The following is a 16,078-nucleotide window of genomic DNA, read 5'->3' as shown; positions in this document are numbered from 1 at the left end:
AACGCTATGCCCGACATTCGTAGCATCCTGGAGTGGATCAGTCGCCTCGCCGATCGCCTCAATCCCTTCGTTGACCCGCGCGCACTGCTTGATATTGCGATCGTCGCACTGATCTTTTACTGGCTGCTCGGCGTTATTCGCGGCACGCGCGCCGTGCAGTTGCTGCGCGGTTTTGGCATTCTGCTTGCGATTTCGATTGCGCTGAGTTCGGTCTTGCCGCTCGAGACGCTCCGCTGGCTGATCGAGAATGCGATCCAACCGGCATTGATTGTGGCTATTCCGGTGTTGTTCCAGCCTGAGTTGCGTCGCGCACTGGAAAGCCTGGGGCGCACCAATGATTTGCTTGGACGACCGTTCTCGCGCTCCAACCGGTCGGAGTTGATCGAAACGGTGATCGGCATCTCGCGCGCCGCGCAGCAACTCTCGCAGCAAGGCATCGGCGCGTTGATGGTGATCGAGCGTGAGACCGGACTACAGGAGTATGCCGATCGCGGCGTCATTCTCGATGCACGACTCGCGGTGCCGCTCCTGCTCAATATCTTCTATCCCAACGCGCCGCTGCACGATATGGCAGTCATTGTGCGTGGCAATCGAATCCTGGCTGCGAACGTTGTTCTGCCGCTCAGTGAAGATATTGTCGGACCACGGCGTCTCGGCACACGCCATCGTGCGGCGAAAGGCATCTCCGAACAATCCGATGCGATTGCAGTGGTGGTTTCTGAAGAAACCGGTGCGATTTCGCTGGTGCACGACGGGCGTATGGTGAGTTATCTGAATGAAGCGCGCCTGCGAAACATGCTGGCAGGTTTGCTCAAGGTGCAACTCGATGAGGCGCTAAAAAACTAGAGCGCTCGAAAGGTCGTCATCGTGGATTTTCTGAACACTCCGGCTTTACGTTTCCTGCTGGCGCTCATCCTGGCATTTACGCTGTGGGTGTTCGTATCCTACACGCAGAATCCGGATCGGTCGATTGCCTATGATAATGTGCCGGTCGATATTGAAGGTCTGGCGCCCGGGCTGGTCGTGATCGACAAGGAAGGTCTGCCACGCATCCAGCGCCCCGAAGTCGATATTACCGTTCTGGCGGATGATGAAACGGTACGGAATGTGCGCGTCAGCGATCTGCGTCCCTTTGTGGATCTTACCGGGCGCGGACCAGGCGAGCATAATGTGCCGGTCAATGTGGTGACGACGCGCTCACTTCGTCTGCGGGCAAGCGCTGAACCCGAATATCTGCTCATTCGTCTGGATCAGGAAATCACCCGAACGGTGGCGCTGACCGTCGAAACAACCGGCATCGTGCCATTCGGTTTCGAGGCGCGTACACCACAGGTCACATCGCGTGGACAACCCGTCACCAGCGTTACGGTGCGTGGACCTCAAGGACGCGTCGAACGAGTGGCTATGGTGCGTGCGCGTGTCGATATCGACCGCCTGACGGCAAATTATAATTCACCACGAACACTCGAACCGGTCGATGCCAACGGTCAACCAATCGCTGGCGTGACCGTTGACCCGGCGACTGTCGATGTATTGGTGCCGATCATTTCGAGTGTTGGTCTCAAACGTGTGCCAGTTGTGCCCTCGGTCACCGGCGTTCCAGCCAGCGGCTCTATCGTTGCCGGTGTGTCAGTCTCACCGCTGCTGGTAACGCTGACCGGCAGTTCAGGACCGCTCGATGATGCAGAGAATGTTGTGACTGCGGATGTCGATATTACCGGCGCTTCACAAACGTTGACCCGCACGGTAGGACTCATACTGCCGCGCGGCACCCAGTTGCGCTTCGGCGAACCGACAGAGGTGGTTGTGACGGTCACAATCGTGCCAATCAACCGACCGTTTCAGGTGACTGTACCGGCATCGGTGCAGGTTATCGGCATCAGTGATGGCTTGCTCGCATCGCTCAGCCCGGGTATTGTGTCCGTTACCGTGGCGGGATCATCGCCACAACTTGAAGCATTGTCCAGCGCACAACTGCTTGGCGTGATCAATGTTCGCGGGTTGGGACCCGGAACCTATGAACTCGAACCAACATTCTCGCTACCGGAGGGAGTGACTCTGGTTCCGCCGGCGCCGCGCGTTTTCGTCACACTTCGTCTGCCGCCTACATCAACACCTGAACCGCTGGCAACCCCTGACATCGATACCCAACCAACGGCGACGCCAGGCACTGCGGAACCTGCACCGACGCCAACTATGACACCCACATCAACAACGCCATAGACATCCAGATCACAGGAGGAAAGAAAACGATGGCACTCACCCTGCAAGATGTTGAACACGTGGCGCGACTGGCGCGCCTGCGTCTCTCTCCTGCCGAACTGGAGAAGATGCGCGATCAACTGTCCAACATTCTCGACCATTTTCAAATGCTGCAACAGATCGATGTCAGCGCAGTGCCGCCCACAGCGCAGGTCACCGATCTGGTCAATGTTCTGCGCGAGGATGAGATTCGCCCGTCGCTGCCGCATGAACAGGCGCTGGCAAACGCTCCTGAGCAGCAGGATGGCATGTTCCGTGTCCGTGCAATTTTTGAGGAAGAGTAGAAGCGAGGAAACCTGTGTCGCACAATGGATCGACGTTTCGCTATCTCGGCAAGGGTCATCGTTTGATCGAAGGGTTGGAGAAGATCACCGGCAATGCAAAGTATGCGGGTGATCTGTCGCTCCCCGGCATGTTGCATGCGTGTCTGGTCTTGAGTCCCTACGCCCACGCCCGGATTGTCGCTATTGATAGGAGCGCCGCTCAGGCTGTTCCCGGCGTCGTCGCTGTGTTGACCGCCGACGACCTGCCAACGCGCGACCGGGCAGTCAATTCACGCCACAGCGCTGTTCTGGCAAAAGATCGTGTCCTCTGGCGCGGTCAACCGGTTGTCGTGGTGGTTGGCGAAACCGAGGCGGCAGCGCGCGACGCTGCCGATCGCGTGGTCGTCGAGTATGAGCCGCTGCCGCCAATTGTCGATGTGCGGAAGGCAGCCGCCCCTGATGCACCGGTTATCTGGCCCGAAGGGTTGCCCAAAGAAGGCGCCGACCTGACCGCAGCGCATGCCGCAGTAGACAAGGGTGAACAGGAAACGACCGGCGCACCTTCGAATATTCACGATGAAGTTCATTTTGCGCGCGGAGATGTTGAACGCGGTTTCGCCGAAGCCGATGTCGTCATCGAACGGGTGTACCGCACGCCGATGGTGCATCAGGGGTATCTGGAGCCGCACGCGTCGGTTGCCGAACCCGATCCCTACCGTGGCGGCGTGACTGTGTATACCAGCACGCAGGGTCAGTTCAGCGTGCGCGACGAGGTAGCGCGTCTTCTGTCGTTGCCAAAGCACAAGGTGCGCGTCGTTCCGATGACGATTGGCGGCGGTTTTGGCGCCAAGTACGGTATTATCGATCCGCTGGTTGCGGCGGTGGCCGTCACGCTCAAACGCCCCGTCCGCATGGTGCTGACCCGTACCGAGGATTTTCTTTCCACCACGCCTTCACCTGCCGCGATCGTGGAACTGAAGGTCGGTGCACGCGCCGACGGCACGCTGACGGCAATACAGGCGCGCGTGCTGATGGACAACGGGGTGTTCCCCTTTACGCTGGGCGGAATTGTCAGTATTCTGCTCGGCGGTTACTACAAATGCCCCAATCTGCGGATCGACTGCTATGAAGTGTTGACACACAAACCGCAGGCAGGCGCCTATCGCGCTCCTGGCGCGCCAACTGCCACCTTTGCCATCGAATCGACGATCGAAGACCTGGCGCGCGCTCTCGGTCGTGATCCGCTCACGTTCCGATTGCAAAACGCGGCTGAAACTGGCGATCCTATGGGCAACAACGATCCCTGGCCCCATATCGGTCTGAAACTGGTGCTGGAACGGTTGCGCGACCATCCTGCCTGGAAGGATCGGCAGGTCGGACCGAACGAAGGCGTCGGCATCGCCATTGGCGGATGGCCCTGCGGTATGTCGCCTGCGGCTTCCGTCTGCCGCGTGGATACTGACGGCACAGTGCGCGTCCATGTCGGATCGGTTGATATTTCCGGAGTCAACTCTTCACTCGTGCTTGTCGCCGCCGAGATTCTCGACATTCCCCCCGAACAGATTGAACTCATTCAGGGCGATACCCGCAGTGGTCCGTTTGCCGGTCCCTCCGGCGGCAGTCAGACGACCTACAGCGTTGCGGGGGCGGTCGCAAAGGCTGCACGCGCTGTGCGTGAGAAGCTGTTCGAGGTTGCTGCCGATCACTTCGAAGCCAGCGTCGCCGACCTCGAACTCCGCAATGGAATGGTGAGCGTGAAGGGCTTTCCCGACAAAGCCGTCTCGATCGGCACACTGGCAGCAATTGCCGAAAGCAAGGCAGGCGGACCGGGTCCGATCATTGCGGAAGGGAGCGCTGCGGTTTCTGAGAATGCACCGGGCTTCGTGGCGCACCTGGCAAAGGTTCACGTCGATCCTGAAACCGGCCAGGTGACGCTGAAGCAGTACGTTGCCGTTCAGGACGTTGGCTTCGCCCTCAACCCGACAATGGTTGCCGGGCAGATCCATGGCGGCTCGGTGCAGGGCATCGGTTGGGGACTATACGAGGCGATGATCTATGACGAGTACGGTCAGTTGCTGACGGCCAGTTTCATGGATTACAACCTGCCAGCGTTCGATCAGGTTCCAGACATCGAGGCGGTGTTGGTGGAAAACCCGTCGCCTCACGGTCCATTCGGCGCACGCGGAGTCGGTGAACCCCCGATCACTGCAGGCGCTGCCGCGATCGCCAACGCTATCCGCGATGCAACCGGCGTCCGCATGACTGAACTGCCAATCCGGGCGGAAGCGCTCTGGCGCGCAATGCAGGAAGCACAGGCATAAACCGGAGCATAGCTTCCATGGTATGGTAGGGCGTGTCACCCCATCACATTGATCTTCTCTGGCGCAATCTTGAACCGAACCCGCCGCTGATCCGGCGGGTTCGACGTGTACCGCTCCGCGCCGGTATATCGCCACGCCAGGTAGTCGATGTGGGCGCGCCCCTGTTCTTCATTAATCTCGACAACCGGGCCGCGCACCTGAATATAACGGTAGATATTCTCCGGGTCGACCACCACCAGCGCCACATAGGGGTTCGCCCGGATGGCGCGATCCTTGAGCCGACCAACGGCGGTATTCAGGTAAATGTACCCTTCTTCAAAATGGAACCAGACCGGCGTTGCCTGTGGTGTACCATCAGGCAAGGTCGTCGCCAGGATCATGATCAACGGTCGTTCGAGCAGGTCGCGGTGCGACTCCGGGATCGCCGCGACGTGTGCCGCAGAGTCAGGCATAGCGCGCTCCATTATCATCTATCAGGCTTTGATGCGATTCTGTAGGATTGCATCGCGTAACCCGTGTTAAATTATGCGACTTACGCGGTTGCCCGCGCGAGGCGCAGGCGGGACACAGCGCGCTGCGCCTTGATCGTGAAGACCACGCTGCCGCAGGCTATGGCAGAGCCAGAATTATGCTACCACGCAACTTACGTTGATGATGCGTTCAGGCGCGGAATAACCTGTTCGCTGAAGGCTTTGATGAACTGCTCCTGATTCCGCCCGACATTATGCACATGAATTTCATCGAAGCCAAGATCGACGAATTGCTGAATATACGCGCGATGTTCATCGAGATCAGCGGAGATGAGCATGCGATTCTTATAGTTTTCGGGCCGGACGAGCTTCGCAATTTCGGCGAAATCTTCCGGGCTGCGAATATCCTGTTTGGGAAAGGGCATCCCGCCGTTGGGCCACTCGGTCAATGCGTTCTGCATCGCCTCCTCGTAGGTTTCCGCCCACGACATATGCAACTGGAGCAGTTTGGGCATCCGTGCCGGGTCCTTTCCGGCTTTTCGCGCCCCCTCCTCGAACTTTCCCAGCAGCATGCGCAGTTTGTCGAGACTCGCCCCAGGCGTAATGATCCCGTCGCACTCTCTTCCCGCCCATTCAGCAGTCACCGGTCCGGCAGTTGCGATATAGATCGGCGGCGGGGTCGGCGGCAACGTCCACAGGCGAACGCGCTCCATTTTGAAATACCTGCCATCGTCGTGGCGGGCAACTTTTCCGGTGAACAACTTCTTGATGATGCCAACCGCCTCCTGGAGCATCTGCAAGCGGATGTGCGGCTCGGGCCAGACGCCGCCGACCACCCGTTCATTCAGCGCTTCACCACTTCCCAATCCCAGCCAGAAACGACCGGGGGTCATCGCTGCCTGCGTGGCAGCCGCCTGCGCAACAATTGCCGGATGGTATCGAAACGATGGACAGGTCACGCCCGGACCAAACGTCAGCGTGCAGGTCGTTGCGCCAAGCGCTGCCATCCAGCTCCAGACAAAGGCGCTATGACCCTGTTGCGGCACCCATGGCTGGAAATGATCGGCTGCCATCACACCTTTGAATCCGTGCCGTTCGGCAAGTTGACAGTATGCCAGCAGATCGTTCGGATGAAACTGCTCTAATGCGGCGGCATATCCGATGATTGCCATAGCTGTGCTCCTTTGCGCTCCAGAAACATCCTTGCCAGGCGTTGCGCCGACGTATCGCCGGGTTGTTGCGCCAGCCAGATCAGATCGTCGATGTCGTCAATATCCCGTTCGAGATGCGGTAGACGCAGCAGATGCACCGGCAGATGACGCTGTCTTGCTGCTGCGATATGATGCGTGAGACTATCAGGACCAAAGAGAAACGTCCATCCCACCACAGGACTCACAAGGAGAAGGTTCGTTCCACCATCGTGAGCCGGTGCAATTGCTACTCCCGGCTTGTCGCCAGATATGCAGGTCAGTGCTATGACATCCTCCGCACCAAGAAGCGGCAGATCGGACGGCGCCACCAGCGCTGCAGCATGATCGGGTATATCCGCTGCAGCCTGATGCAATGCATCGTTGAGAGCGGCGGATTGATCTATCACAAATGCAGCGCCGTGAGCGCGCGCTGTATGACCCGTTTCCACATCACGACCGATCACGATGATGCGACTGACCGGCGAGTACGATAATGCGACCAGCACATCATTGAGCATCGCCAGCGACAACGCCCGCCGTTCATGCGCGTCGAGTACACGCGCGAGACGCTGTTTCGCCCTGTGCAATTCCTTTACCGGAACAATCGCGTGGATGACCATGCAACTCTTTTCTCTTACGGTCGGCGACGGGTTGCGGTTCTTGCTGCGCTCAGAGTCGTTTCCGCCAGGCGACGCTTCGCGGCGCGTCCGTGCATGATGGTATCGGTAACCACCACCTCTATGCCAAATGCGCGGATCTCGTCAGCCAGCCCGGCATCAGCCTGATCAATAATCAGTGTGTCAATCACGCCACGGTAGCAAACCGCCACACCACGTGCAGACACGTCCAGCCCAACCGCACGCATGAGCGGCGCTGCCGGACCCTTGATTGGCGCGCCTGCCACGATCGGGCTGACTGCCACAACCGGCGCCGGTGTAGAAGTAACTGCATCACGCATACCGGGCACCGCCAGGATTGTACCGACACTGACGACCGGATTGCTCGGTGCAATGATCACCGCGTCTGCCTGCTGCAACGCCTCGATCACTCCCGGCGCCGGGCGCGCCCGGTCGATGCCGATGAAACGCACCCCAAGCACCTCATCACGTGCGCGGCGTTGCACCAGATACTGCTGAAAATGCAGCCAACCCACCGGAGTGCAAATCTCAGTCGCCACCTGATCATCACTCATAGGCAGAAGCCGGACACCCACCTTCAATGCACGACGAAATGCATCCGTTACTTCAGAGAGCGTCCACCCCGCCCGCAACAACTCGGTGCGACGGATATGCACCGCCAGATCACGATCGCCGAGTTTGAACCATGTTTCTGCGCCCAACTGCGCAAGCATCGACAGCGTATGCGTAGTATCGTCGCGCACTCCCCATCCCTGCGACTCATCGACAATACCTGCCAGCGTGTACGTGACAATATCGATATCCGGCGACACATGCAATCCGTGAAAGACCATGTCGTCGCCGGTGTTAATGATCGCAACGATTTCCTCCGGTGGCGCAACCTGCACCAGACCTTCAAGAAAACGGGCAGCCCCGACGCCACCCGCAAGCACGACAATCATGAGGAGACCCTATCTTATATCAGTCAAAGAGGACGATTAAGGCATCAAGCGGCAATCGCTCCCGGCGCACCGGTTCGACCGCAGCATACCCGACCGTAATCAGAGCATGGGGTGTAAGCGCAGGATCGAGATCGAGCGCCGTCGTCACGACCGTCGGACAGAACAACGGTGCGCACATCCAGCCGCAGTCCAGTCCCAGTGAATACGCTGTCAGCAGCATATTCTGGATGGCGCATCCAAGACTCTGCACTGCCATCGTCGTTTCGACAGCGTTGCGCAGTGCATCAGGATACACATCGAGATCGACAGTGTAGAGACATGGCAGAATGACCACCGGAGCACCAGTAATGCGCTTATACGACGCCTGCGCACGCAACTCGATAATAGCCTCGTCCTGACCATCGAGAGCGAGTTGTCGTCGCCACTCGGCGCCCATAGCTTCAGCCAGGATGCGCTTAGGTTCAGCGCGGGTCAATACCACAAAACGCCAGGGTTGCCGTCCATGCGGCGACGGCGCCCAGCGAGCAGCTTCCAGTATTGCCAGAACATCATCGCGTGGAACAGGGCGATCCGCCAGTCGGCGCACCGACCGACGTCCACGAATAATGTCTGCCAGCGAGAGTGACAAACGGTTTGCTTCACCAGACATCGCCGTCCATGTCTTATGTGTCTTAACGAAACAGATCGCGTTCGGGCGCACGAATCAATGCTCGTGCACCCACATCGGAGTGCACAACACGATACCCTCGCACAACCGCGACAGGTATCTGATCCGCCTTTCCCATCACCAACTCCGCAGCCGAAGCCAACTCATCAGCTACCGCGATGACGCTTGCGTGCAGGGTATAGCCATATGCGTCCTGCTGACCTGCATAATCAACCAGTGGCGCAATGCCTGCGGCGCCAATTGCGACATTTACCTGCCCTTCGCGCCATGGACGCCCAAATGTATCCGAAATAATAACTGCCACCTCAAGATTGTAGCGTTCAAGCAGTGCCTGACGCAAGCGCGCCGCTGACGCATCCGGATCGGTCGGCAGCAACGTCACAAAACGCCCGCCCGCCACATTCGACTCATCGACTCCAGCATTCGCGCAGATAAACCCGTGGTGAGTTTCAGTAATCAGCACACCACGATCCATCCTGACAATACGTCGGCTCTCGCGCAACACCACTTCGTAGTATGCTGCATCTTTTCGCCCCTGCAACGCAGCCATACGCGCCAGATGCGACGGCTCGACTGTTTGCAGATTTACCAGGCGACCTTCCGCTTTAGAAACAATCTTCTGGGTAACGACCAGCACATCCCCATTCTCCAACACGATATCGTTGCGCGTAAGTGCACCGACAAGAACGCTGGCGAGGTCATCACCAGGCTGCACATCGCCGATGCCGCGAACAGGGATGATACGAATACCATCGTTCATTGGATGAATGCCTCGATACAGATGATGAAGCGTCAGACATTGTACCACGTGACAAAGAGTAAAGGTTTGTCTTCTGCAAAACACGCTTCACGGCGAGGAGTCTGTGACATCCGAGGAGAAATTAAAAAAACAGACGGCTTACAGTTGCTCTGTAAGCCGTCAACACGTGGTAGCGGCGGGTGGATTCGAACCACCGACCTTCGGGTTATGAGCCCGACGAGCTGCCACTGCTCCACGCCGCGGTGCTGCGGCGCACGGACCTACTCTCCCGGCGGGCGTCCCGCCAGTACCATCGGCGCTGCCGCGTTTCACGACCCGGTTCGGGATGGCGCGGGGTGGGTCCGCGGCGCGTCACGCACGCCACTGGTGCAGGGGGGCGGATCAGCACACCTTTTCTCCGGGTGCAGCGCCGTCACGTCCGGCGTCCCAGCAGGGAAGCCCTCGTCCATGCGCACGCCTCGCCTCTACCCCTCACGGGGCCTCCAGCTGGCGCCGCCTTCCCGGTCGTCTGCCGGGGGACTTACCGGCCTGTTGCCGTGAGTGGCGTCATCTTGGGGGGCATTTCCCACTTAGATGCTTTCAGCGGTTCTTGCCTCCGGACATGGCTACGGAGCCTGCGGGCCGCCCCACAACTCCTCCACCAGCGGTCCGTCCACTCCGGTCCTCTCGTACTAAGAGCAGCTCCCCGCACGCCACTATGCGCCCGTAGCGGATAGAGACCGAACTGTCTCACGACGTTCTGAACCCAGCTCGCGTGCCGCTTTAATGGGCGAACAGCCCAACCCTTGGGACCGACTCCAGCCCCAGGATGCGACGAGCCGACATCGAGGTGCCAAACCGTGCCGTCGATGTGAACTCTTGGGCACGATCAGCCTGTTATCCCCGGGGTAGCTTTTATCCGTTATGCTACGGCCCTTCCACGCGGTACCGTAGGATCACTAAGGCCGACTTTCGTCTCTGCGCGGCATGTCCGCCTTGCAGTCAAGCGCCCTTCTGCCTTTGCACTCCACGGCGGATTGCCATCCCGCCTGAGGGCGCCGTTGCGCGCCTCCGTTACCTTTTAGGAGGCGTCCGCCCCAGACAAACTACCCGCCAGCCACGGTCCCCGTGCTCCACGGGTGAGGGCGCACGCCGCGCCAGAGTGGTATTTCACCGGCGCCTCCCGCGCCCCCGCAAGGGCGCGTTCTCCGGCTCCCACCTATCCTACGCAAGCGCGGAGCGCGCACAATGGCAAGCTGTAGTAAAGCTCCACGGGGTCTTTTTGTCCTGCTACGGGTTGGCCGCGTCCTAACGGCCAGCGCAGTTTCACCGAGCCCCTGGTCGAGACACTGCCCAGATCGTGATGCCTTTCGTGCGGGTCGGAACTTACCCGACAAGGAATTTCGCTACCTTAGGACTGTTATAGTTACAGCCGCCGTTCACCGGGGCTTCGGTTCAGACCGTGCAGCCCTCCCCTTAACCTTCCGGCACTGGGCAGGCATCAGCCCGTATACGTCGCCTTTCGGCTTCAGCACGGACCTGTGGTTCTGGTAACCAGTCGCCTGGGCCGCTTTGCTGCGACTCGGCGGGGCTCCCTCCGGACGGAGTTCACCCCCCGAGCACCCCTTCTTCCGAAGGTACGGGGTCAATTTGCCGAGTTCCTTAACCAGGGATCACTCGTCCACCTGAGCTTCCTCAGCCAGCCTACCTGTGTCGGTTTGCGGTACGGGCAGGAATGGTCCTCCGTAGCAGGCCTTTCTCGGCTGTTCGGGTTCAGCGCGCTTGCGGTGCGCCGGATGGCGCCCGCTCGCACTCGCCTCTCGGTCAGCGACGGCGCGGACTTGCCTCCGCCGTCTCCCTACCGGCTTGGACGGTCCTCGTCTGACCGCCGCGCCTACCCCTCAGCGTCCCGCATCCGTCAAACGGCCCATTCCTGGTACAGGACTGTCTACCTGTTGTCCATCGGGTGCTGCTTGCGCATCCCCTTAGGCCCGACTAACCCGCCGCGGATCACCCTTGCGGCGGAACCCTCAGGCTTCCGGTGGCGGGGGTTCGCACCCCGCTTCTCTGTTACTCGTTCCGGCATTCGCACTCGTCGACGCTCCACGGCTGGCTTCCGCCGCCGCTTCGCCGCGTCCACGACGCTCCCCTACCACCCTGACGGTCCTGAGCTTCGGTACGACCCTTTGCCCCGCTGGATTGTCGGCGCAGCGGCACTCGACCAGTGAGCTGTTACGCACTCTTTCAAGGATGGCTGCTTCTAAGCCAACCTCCTGGTTGTCTGCGCACCGCCACATCCTTTCCCACTCAGGGTCGATTTCGGGACCTTAGCTGCAGGTCTGGGTTGTTTCCCTCTCGACGTACAACGTTTGCGCCGCACGTCTCACTCTGCGGGCGACCGCGCGGCATTCGCAGTTTGGCGTCGTTTGGCAGGCGGTGAAGCCCCCGCACCACACCAGCGCTCTACCTCCGCGCGCCCCTGCCGCAGGCTGCACCTCAATGCATTTCGGGGAGAACCAGCTATCTCCGCTTTCGATTGGCATTTCACCCCTACCCACAGGTCATCCGAGCGGTTTGCAATCCACACCGGTGCGGGCCTCCACGCGCCGTTACGCGCGCTTCACCCTGCCCATGGGTAGCTCAAGCGGTTTCGGGTCTGCCCCCTGCGACCGTGCGCCCTGTTCAGACTCGCGTTCGCTCTGGCTCCGGCTGTGACTGCCTTAACCGGGCCACAGAGGGCAACTCGCCGGATCATACTCCAAAAGGCACGCCGTCACCTCCCGAAGGAGGCTCCGACTGCGTGTAAGCACACGGTTTCAGGTTCTCTTTCACTCCCCTCGCCGGGGTGCTTTTCACCGTTCCCTCACGGTACTGGTCCACTATCGGTCGCTGCGCGTAGTTAGCCTTGGAGCGTGGTCGCCCCCGCTTCACGCCGGGTTGCTCGTGTCCGGCGCTACTCAGGCAAGAGACTCACGCGCGGACGCGCCGTCGACTACGCGGCTGTCACGCTCTCCGGCGCCGCTTTCCAGTCGGCTTCGTCTGACGCATCACGCGCGTGGAGGGGGAAGGCAGCCCCCTCGGGTCTCTCCCTGCAACCCCACGACCGCAACGGCTGCCTCCTTGCCACGGTCGTGGTTTAGGCTGCCCCCGGTTCGCTCGCCACTACTACGGGGATGCTTTCTCTTCCTCGGGGTACTGAGATGTTTCAGTTCCCCCGGTGCCCTCCGCCATTGGCGGTGTCCGTCGGAACGGACGGGTTGCCCCATTCGGAGATCGTGGGATCACAGCCTGCACGCGGCTCCCCCACGCATATCGCCGCCTTGCCGCGTCCTTCATCGGCGCGCAGCGCCGAGGCATCCTCCGTGTGCTCCTTCTGTCTTCCCTGCTGGAACGCTCGACGTGCCCGGCGTTCTGCATCCGTTATGATAAAGGTGTCCTGATCTGCACTTGTCAAGGTGCACCGCCGACCGACGGGTCGGGGGGGCGCCTTCACCCCTGAACCGTGACATCCGCGCCGTGGCGGGCGCGTGCTGCGGTCTCAGCCGCTGTGTCCCTAGAAAGGAGGTGATCCAGCCGCACCTTCCGGTACGGCTACCTTGTTACGACTTCGTCCCAGTCGCTGCCCCTGCCCTCGGCCGCTGCCTCCGGAAACCGGTTAGCTGGCGGACTTCAGGCATTGACAACTCCCATGACGTGACGGGCGGTGTGTACAAGGCCCGGGTACGTATTCACCGCGCCATGGCTGATACGCGGTTACTAGCAACTCCGCCTTCACGGGGGCGAGTTGCAGCCCCCGATCTGCACTGGGGCGCCGTTTGGCGATTAGCATCCGCTTGCGCGGGAGCGACGCATTGTCGGCGCCATTGTAGCGTGTGTGTCGCCCCAGACGTAAGGGCCATGCGGACTTGACGTCATCCCCGCCTTCCTCCCCGAAGGGCAGTCCGGTTAGACACGGGTAACTAACCGCAGGGGTTGCGCTCGTTGCGGGACTTAACCCAACATCTCACGACACGAGCTGACGACAGCCATGCAGCACCTGTGACGGACCCTCGCAGGCGACGACGTTTCCGCCGTCTGCACCGTCATGTCCAGTCTGGGTAAGGTTCTTCGGGTTGCGTCGAATTAAACCACACGCTCCGCTGCTTGTGCGGGCCCCCGTCAATTCCTTTGAGTTTTAAGCTTGCGCTCGTAGTTCCCAGGCGGACCACTTATCGCGTGAGCTAGGGCGCGCCGCGACGTCAATAGTCGCCACACGCCGAGTGGTCATCGTTTACGGCGTGGACTACCCGGGTATCTAATCCGGTTTGCTCCCCACGCTGTCGCGCCTCAGCGTCAGCCTGCGGCCAGCCCCCTGGCTTCCCCCTTGGTCTTCCTGCCGATCTCTACGCATTTCACCGCTACACCGGCAATTCGAGGGGCCTCTCCGCAGCTCGAGCGACCCAGTTTGCCATGGCCTCCCCCGGTTGAGCCGGGGGCTTTCACACGACACTTAGGTTGCCGCCTGCGCGCGCTTTACGCCCAGTGACTCCGGACAACGCTCGCCCCCTCTGTCTTACCGCGGCTGCTGGCACAGAGTTAGCCGGGGCTGATTCCGGGGGTACCGTCAGGGTCGTCCCCCCGAAAAGCGGTTTACAACCCGAAGGCCGTCATCCCGCACGCGGCGTTGCTCGGTCAGGCTTGCGCCCATTGCCGAAAATTCCTTGCTGCTGCCTCCCGTAGGAGTCTGGGCCGTGTCTCAGTCCCAGTCTGGCTGGTCATCCTCCCAGACCAGCTACCCGTCATCGGCTTGGTAGGCCCTTACCCCACCAACGACCTGATGGGCCGCAGGCCCCTCCCCCGGCGCGCACTGCGCTTTCCCCCGAAGGACGTATGCGGGATTAGCGCAACTTTCGTCGCGTTATCCCCCACCGGGGGGCGGGTTCCCACGTGTTACTCAGCCGTGCGCCACTCACCCGCCGAAGCGGGTGCGTGCGACTTGCATGCATTAGGCACGCCGCCAGCGTTCGTCCTGAGCCAGGATCAAACTCTTCATTGGATGGGCGGAGCGGGGTGCGCTCCGCCGGAGCGCCCGACACGGATGGATGTCACGGTTCAGTTGTGAAGGTGCCGACGGCTGGCGCGCGGCGATAAAAAACCAGGCGGTCTGCCTTGCGGTTCGACCGGCCTGGCGACAGCGGGTTGTCTTCCCCTGTCGCGTCCTCGTTTGGCGCTAGCCGCTCACGTCGTGCGTCTCTCCTTTGGATGAGACGTGTAATTGACAACGAGCGATACTATACCATGCTTTCTCATTGCTGTCAAGCGGTGTATCGCCTTGTTTCGCCACGCTGACAGTTTCTTTTTTGCAACGTAGCGCCCGCGTGATTGCTGTCGTATCGTTGCGGGCAATGTGTTATAGCACGTTTCACGGCGTCTGTCAAGAGCCAAAAAGGCAAAAAAGGCGAGGCGGCGTGCCTTGCCGCCTCGCCTGATGCATCGGGAGCATCCATTCATCATCATCTAGGCGATTGCGCCTGCTTCCATTTCGGCGAGATGACGACGGCGCGGTTGCAGCGGTTCCCAGATCTCGCCATGGTCATCGACCGCGCACAACGTCTCGCCATACGCGCCCGACTCGATCAGTTTCTGCGCAACCATGAGCGCCAGCAGTGCATCTTCTGGACGCACCGGCGGTGGTCCGCCACTTCGTACCGCTGCTGCAAAGGCGTCGAGTTCGGCGCGCAGCGGTTCTTTCTTGTTGACTTTGAAGCGGATCATACGGCCTTCGGTGACGCCCATAAGCGCTGCTTGCGGCCATTCCGCTCCGTATGGCGCCAGATCGTTTTCGTAGAGGGTCAGATCCTGGGTGATGTAGTTGGCAACGAACATGCCCCGCTCGCCGATGACCGAGAGTTCGCGCACTTTGTTGGGCGACAACCAGTTGATGTCCAGCATGCCGATAATGTCGTTCTCGAAGCGCAGGACGGCTGAGAGCAAATCTTCGTGTGCGGTGTGCAACCGACGCCCAATCTCGGCGTGCAACTTGATCACGATCGAGTCGGTCAGGTAGTGCATAATGTCGAGGTCATGCGTCGCCAGATCGATAACGACGCCGACATCCTTGATGCGGCTGGGGAACGGACCGATGCGACGCGACGTAATCTGGTACACACGCCCCAACGCGCCGTGTTCGAGTTGCCCTTTCAGGGCGATGATTGCCGGGTTGAACCGCTCGATATGACCGACGGTGAGCAAGACGCCCGTTTCGTGCGCCAGTGTGGTCAGTTCAGCGCCCTGTTGAACGGTTGCTGCAATCGGTTTTTCGACCAGCGTTGCCACCCCTGCGCGCAACGTGTCACGGGCCACCGTAAAGTGATGCTCGGTTGGCGTTGCGACCGATACCAGATCGAGTTGTTCGCGCTCGAGCATTTCGCGATAGTCAGTATAACCATGTACCCGAAAGCGCTGAACCAACCGCGAGACGGTTTTCGGATCGACATCGGCGACGGCAACCAGTTCGACATCCTCCATTTCGGAGTAGACGCGCGCGTGATTGAGACCCATGATTCCCGCGCCGATCAGTGCTGCCCGAAGTATTTTTGCCATGGCAT

11 protein-coding genes, 1 tRNA gene and 3 rRNA genes are annotated in these 16,078 nt (G+C 60.3%); 4 read left to right on the top strand and 11 right to left on the bottom strand.

Translation table 11 applies throughout. The features are described from left to right. Nucleotides 1–6: 6 nt before the first annotated feature. The 4 genes from cdaA to ROSERS_RS05900 are packed head-to-tail and all read left to right on the top strand — an operon-like array spanning nt 7 to nt 4,846. A complete protein-coding gene (gene cdaA / locus ROSERS_RS05915) occupies nt 7–846 on the top strand; it encodes a diadenylate cyclase CdaA (protein WP_011955905.1) in 840 nt (279 codons plus the stop codon). Nucleotides 847–867: 21 nt separating this feature from the next. Further along, nucleotides 868–2,223 (top strand): CdaR family protein, encoded by a 1,356-nt coding sequence (locus ROSERS_RS05910; protein ID WP_011955904.1) that lies wholly within the window; start codon nt 868–870, stop codon nt 2,221–2,223. Nucleotides 2,224–2,252: 29 nt separating this feature from the next. Further along, entirely contained in the window at nt 2,253–2,546 is a 294-nt protein-coding gene (gene gatC / locus ROSERS_RS05905; RefSeq protein ID WP_011955903.1) for an Asp-tRNA(Asn)/Glu-tRNA(Gln) amidotransferase subunit GatC, read from the top strand. Between the two features lie 14 nt (nt 2,547–2,560). Beyond that, nucleotides 2,561–4,846 carry a xanthine dehydrogenase family protein molybdopterin-binding subunit gene (locus tag ROSERS_RS05900; RefSeq protein WP_011955902.1) on the top strand — a complete coding sequence of 762 codons (2,286 nt, stop codon included), beginning with the start codon at nt 2,561–2,563 and terminating at the stop codon, nt 4,844–4,846. 35 nt (nt 4,847–4,881) lie between these two features. Here ROSERS_RS05900 and ROSERS_RS05895 read toward each other — a convergent pair whose 3' ends face one another. From ROSERS_RS05895 to ROSERS_RS05845, 11 genes are all read right to left on the bottom strand, one after another. Beyond that, complete coding sequence (locus ROSERS_RS05895) at nt 4,882–5,298, bottom strand: PPOX class F420-dependent oxidoreductase (protein ID WP_011955901.1); 417 nt, start codon at nt 5,296–5,298, stop codon at nt 4,882–4,884. A 191-nt stretch (nt 5,299–5,489) separates the two neighbouring features. After that, entirely contained in the window at nt 5,490–6,488 is a 999-nt protein-coding gene (locus ROSERS_RS05890) for a TIGR03557 family F420-dependent LLM class oxidoreductase (protein WP_011955900.1), read from the bottom strand. Continuing rightward, nucleotides 6,458–7,126, bottom strand: a complete 669-nt coding sequence (gene cofC / locus ROSERS_RS05885) for a 2-phospho-L-lactate guanylyltransferase (protein ID WP_011955899.1) — start codon at nt 7,124–7,126, stop codon at nt 6,458–6,460. The genes ROSERS_RS05890 and cofC overlap by 31 nt, the downstream gene beginning before the upstream one ends. 14 nt (nt 7,127–7,140) lie before the next feature. Continuing rightward, on the bottom strand, nt 7,141–8,085 hold the full coding sequence (gene cofD / locus ROSERS_RS05880) for a 2-phospho-L-lactate transferase (RefSeq protein ID WP_011955898.1): 945 nt from the start codon (nt 8,083–8,085) through the stop codon (nt 7,141–7,143). Nucleotides 8,086–8,104: 19 nt separating this feature from the next. Then, complete coding sequence (locus ROSERS_RS05875; RefSeq protein WP_011955897.1) at nt 8,105–8,734, bottom strand: nitroreductase family protein; 630 nt, start codon at nt 8,732–8,734, stop codon at nt 8,105–8,107. Nucleotides 8,735–8,756: 22 nt separating this feature from the next. Continuing rightward, on the bottom strand, nt 8,757–9,512 hold the full coding sequence (gene cofE / locus ROSERS_RS05870) for a coenzyme F420-0:L-glutamate ligase (protein ID WP_011955896.1): 756 nt from the start codon (nt 9,510–9,512) through the stop codon (nt 8,757–8,759). A gap of 167 nt (nt 9,513–9,679) precedes the next feature. Then, nucleotides 9,680–9,754 (bottom strand) — tRNA-Met (locus tag ROSERS_RS05865). Nucleotides 9,755–9,759: 5 nt separating this feature from the next. Further along, a 5S ribosomal RNA gene (rrf, locus tag ROSERS_RS05860) occupies nt 9,760–9,875 on the bottom strand. 66 nt (nt 9,876–9,941) lie between these two features. Continuing rightward, nucleotides 9,942–12,875 (bottom strand): 23S ribosomal RNA (locus ROSERS_RS05855). Between the two features lie 173 nt (nt 12,876–13,048). Continuing rightward, nucleotides 13,049–14,526: ribosomal RNA gene (locus ROSERS_RS05850) — 16S ribosomal RNA — on the bottom strand. Together the 16S, 23S and 5S rRNA genes with 1 tRNA gene alongside form the textbook arrangement of a ribosomal RNA operon. A gap of 461 nt (nt 14,527–14,987) precedes the next feature. Next, on the bottom strand, nt 14,988–16,073 hold the full coding sequence (locus tag ROSERS_RS05845) for a Gfo/Idh/MocA family protein (RefSeq protein WP_011955895.1): 1,086 nt from the start codon (nt 16,071–16,073) through the stop codon (nt 14,988–14,990). Nucleotides 16,074–16,078: the final 5 nt, after the last annotated feature.

The organism is Roseiflexus sp. RS-1 (genome assembly GCF_000016665.1).
GTDB lineage: Bacteria > Chloroflexota > Chloroflexia > Chloroflexales > Roseiflexaceae > Roseiflexus.
Note: the sequence above shows the minus strand (reverse complement) of the source record. Positions and strands in the feature narration are given on the sequence as shown.

Bases quoted from the DNA above. Each gene is read 5' to 3' on its own strand.
- cdaA (WP_011955905.1), top strand. From the start codon at position 7: ATGCCCGACATTCGTAGCATCCTGGAGTGGATCAGTCGCCTCGCCGAT.
- cofD (WP_011955898.1), bottom strand. From the start codon at position 8,085: ATGATTGTCGTGCTTGCGGGTGGCGTCGGGGCTGCCCGTTTTCTTGAA.
- ROSERS_RS05875 (WP_011955897.1), bottom strand. From the start codon at position 8,734: ATGTCTGGTGAAGCAAACCGTTTGTCACTCTCGCTGGCAGACATTATT.
- ROSERS_RS05845 (WP_011955895.1), bottom strand. From the start codon at position 16,073: ATGGCAAAAATACTTCGGGCAGCACTGATCGGCGCGGGAATCATGGGT.
- ROSERS_RS05890 (WP_011955900.1), bottom strand. From the start codon at position 6,488: ATGGCAATCATCGGATATGCCGCCGCATTAGAGCAGTTTCATCCGAAC.
- ROSERS_RS05895 (WP_011955901.1), bottom strand. From the start codon at position 5,298: ATGCCTGACTCTGCGGCACACGTCGCGGCGATCCCGGAGTCGCACCGC.
- gatC (WP_011955903.1), top strand. From the start codon at position 2,253: ATGGCACTCACCCTGCAAGATGTTGAACACGTGGCGCGACTGGCGCGC.
- cofE (WP_011955896.1), bottom strand. From the start codon at position 9,512: ATGAACGATGGTATTCGTATCATCCCTGTTCGCGGCATCGGCGATGTG.
- cofC (WP_011955899.1), bottom strand. From the start codon at position 7,126: ATGGTCATCCACGCGATTGTTCCGGTAAAGGAATTGCACAGGGCGAAA.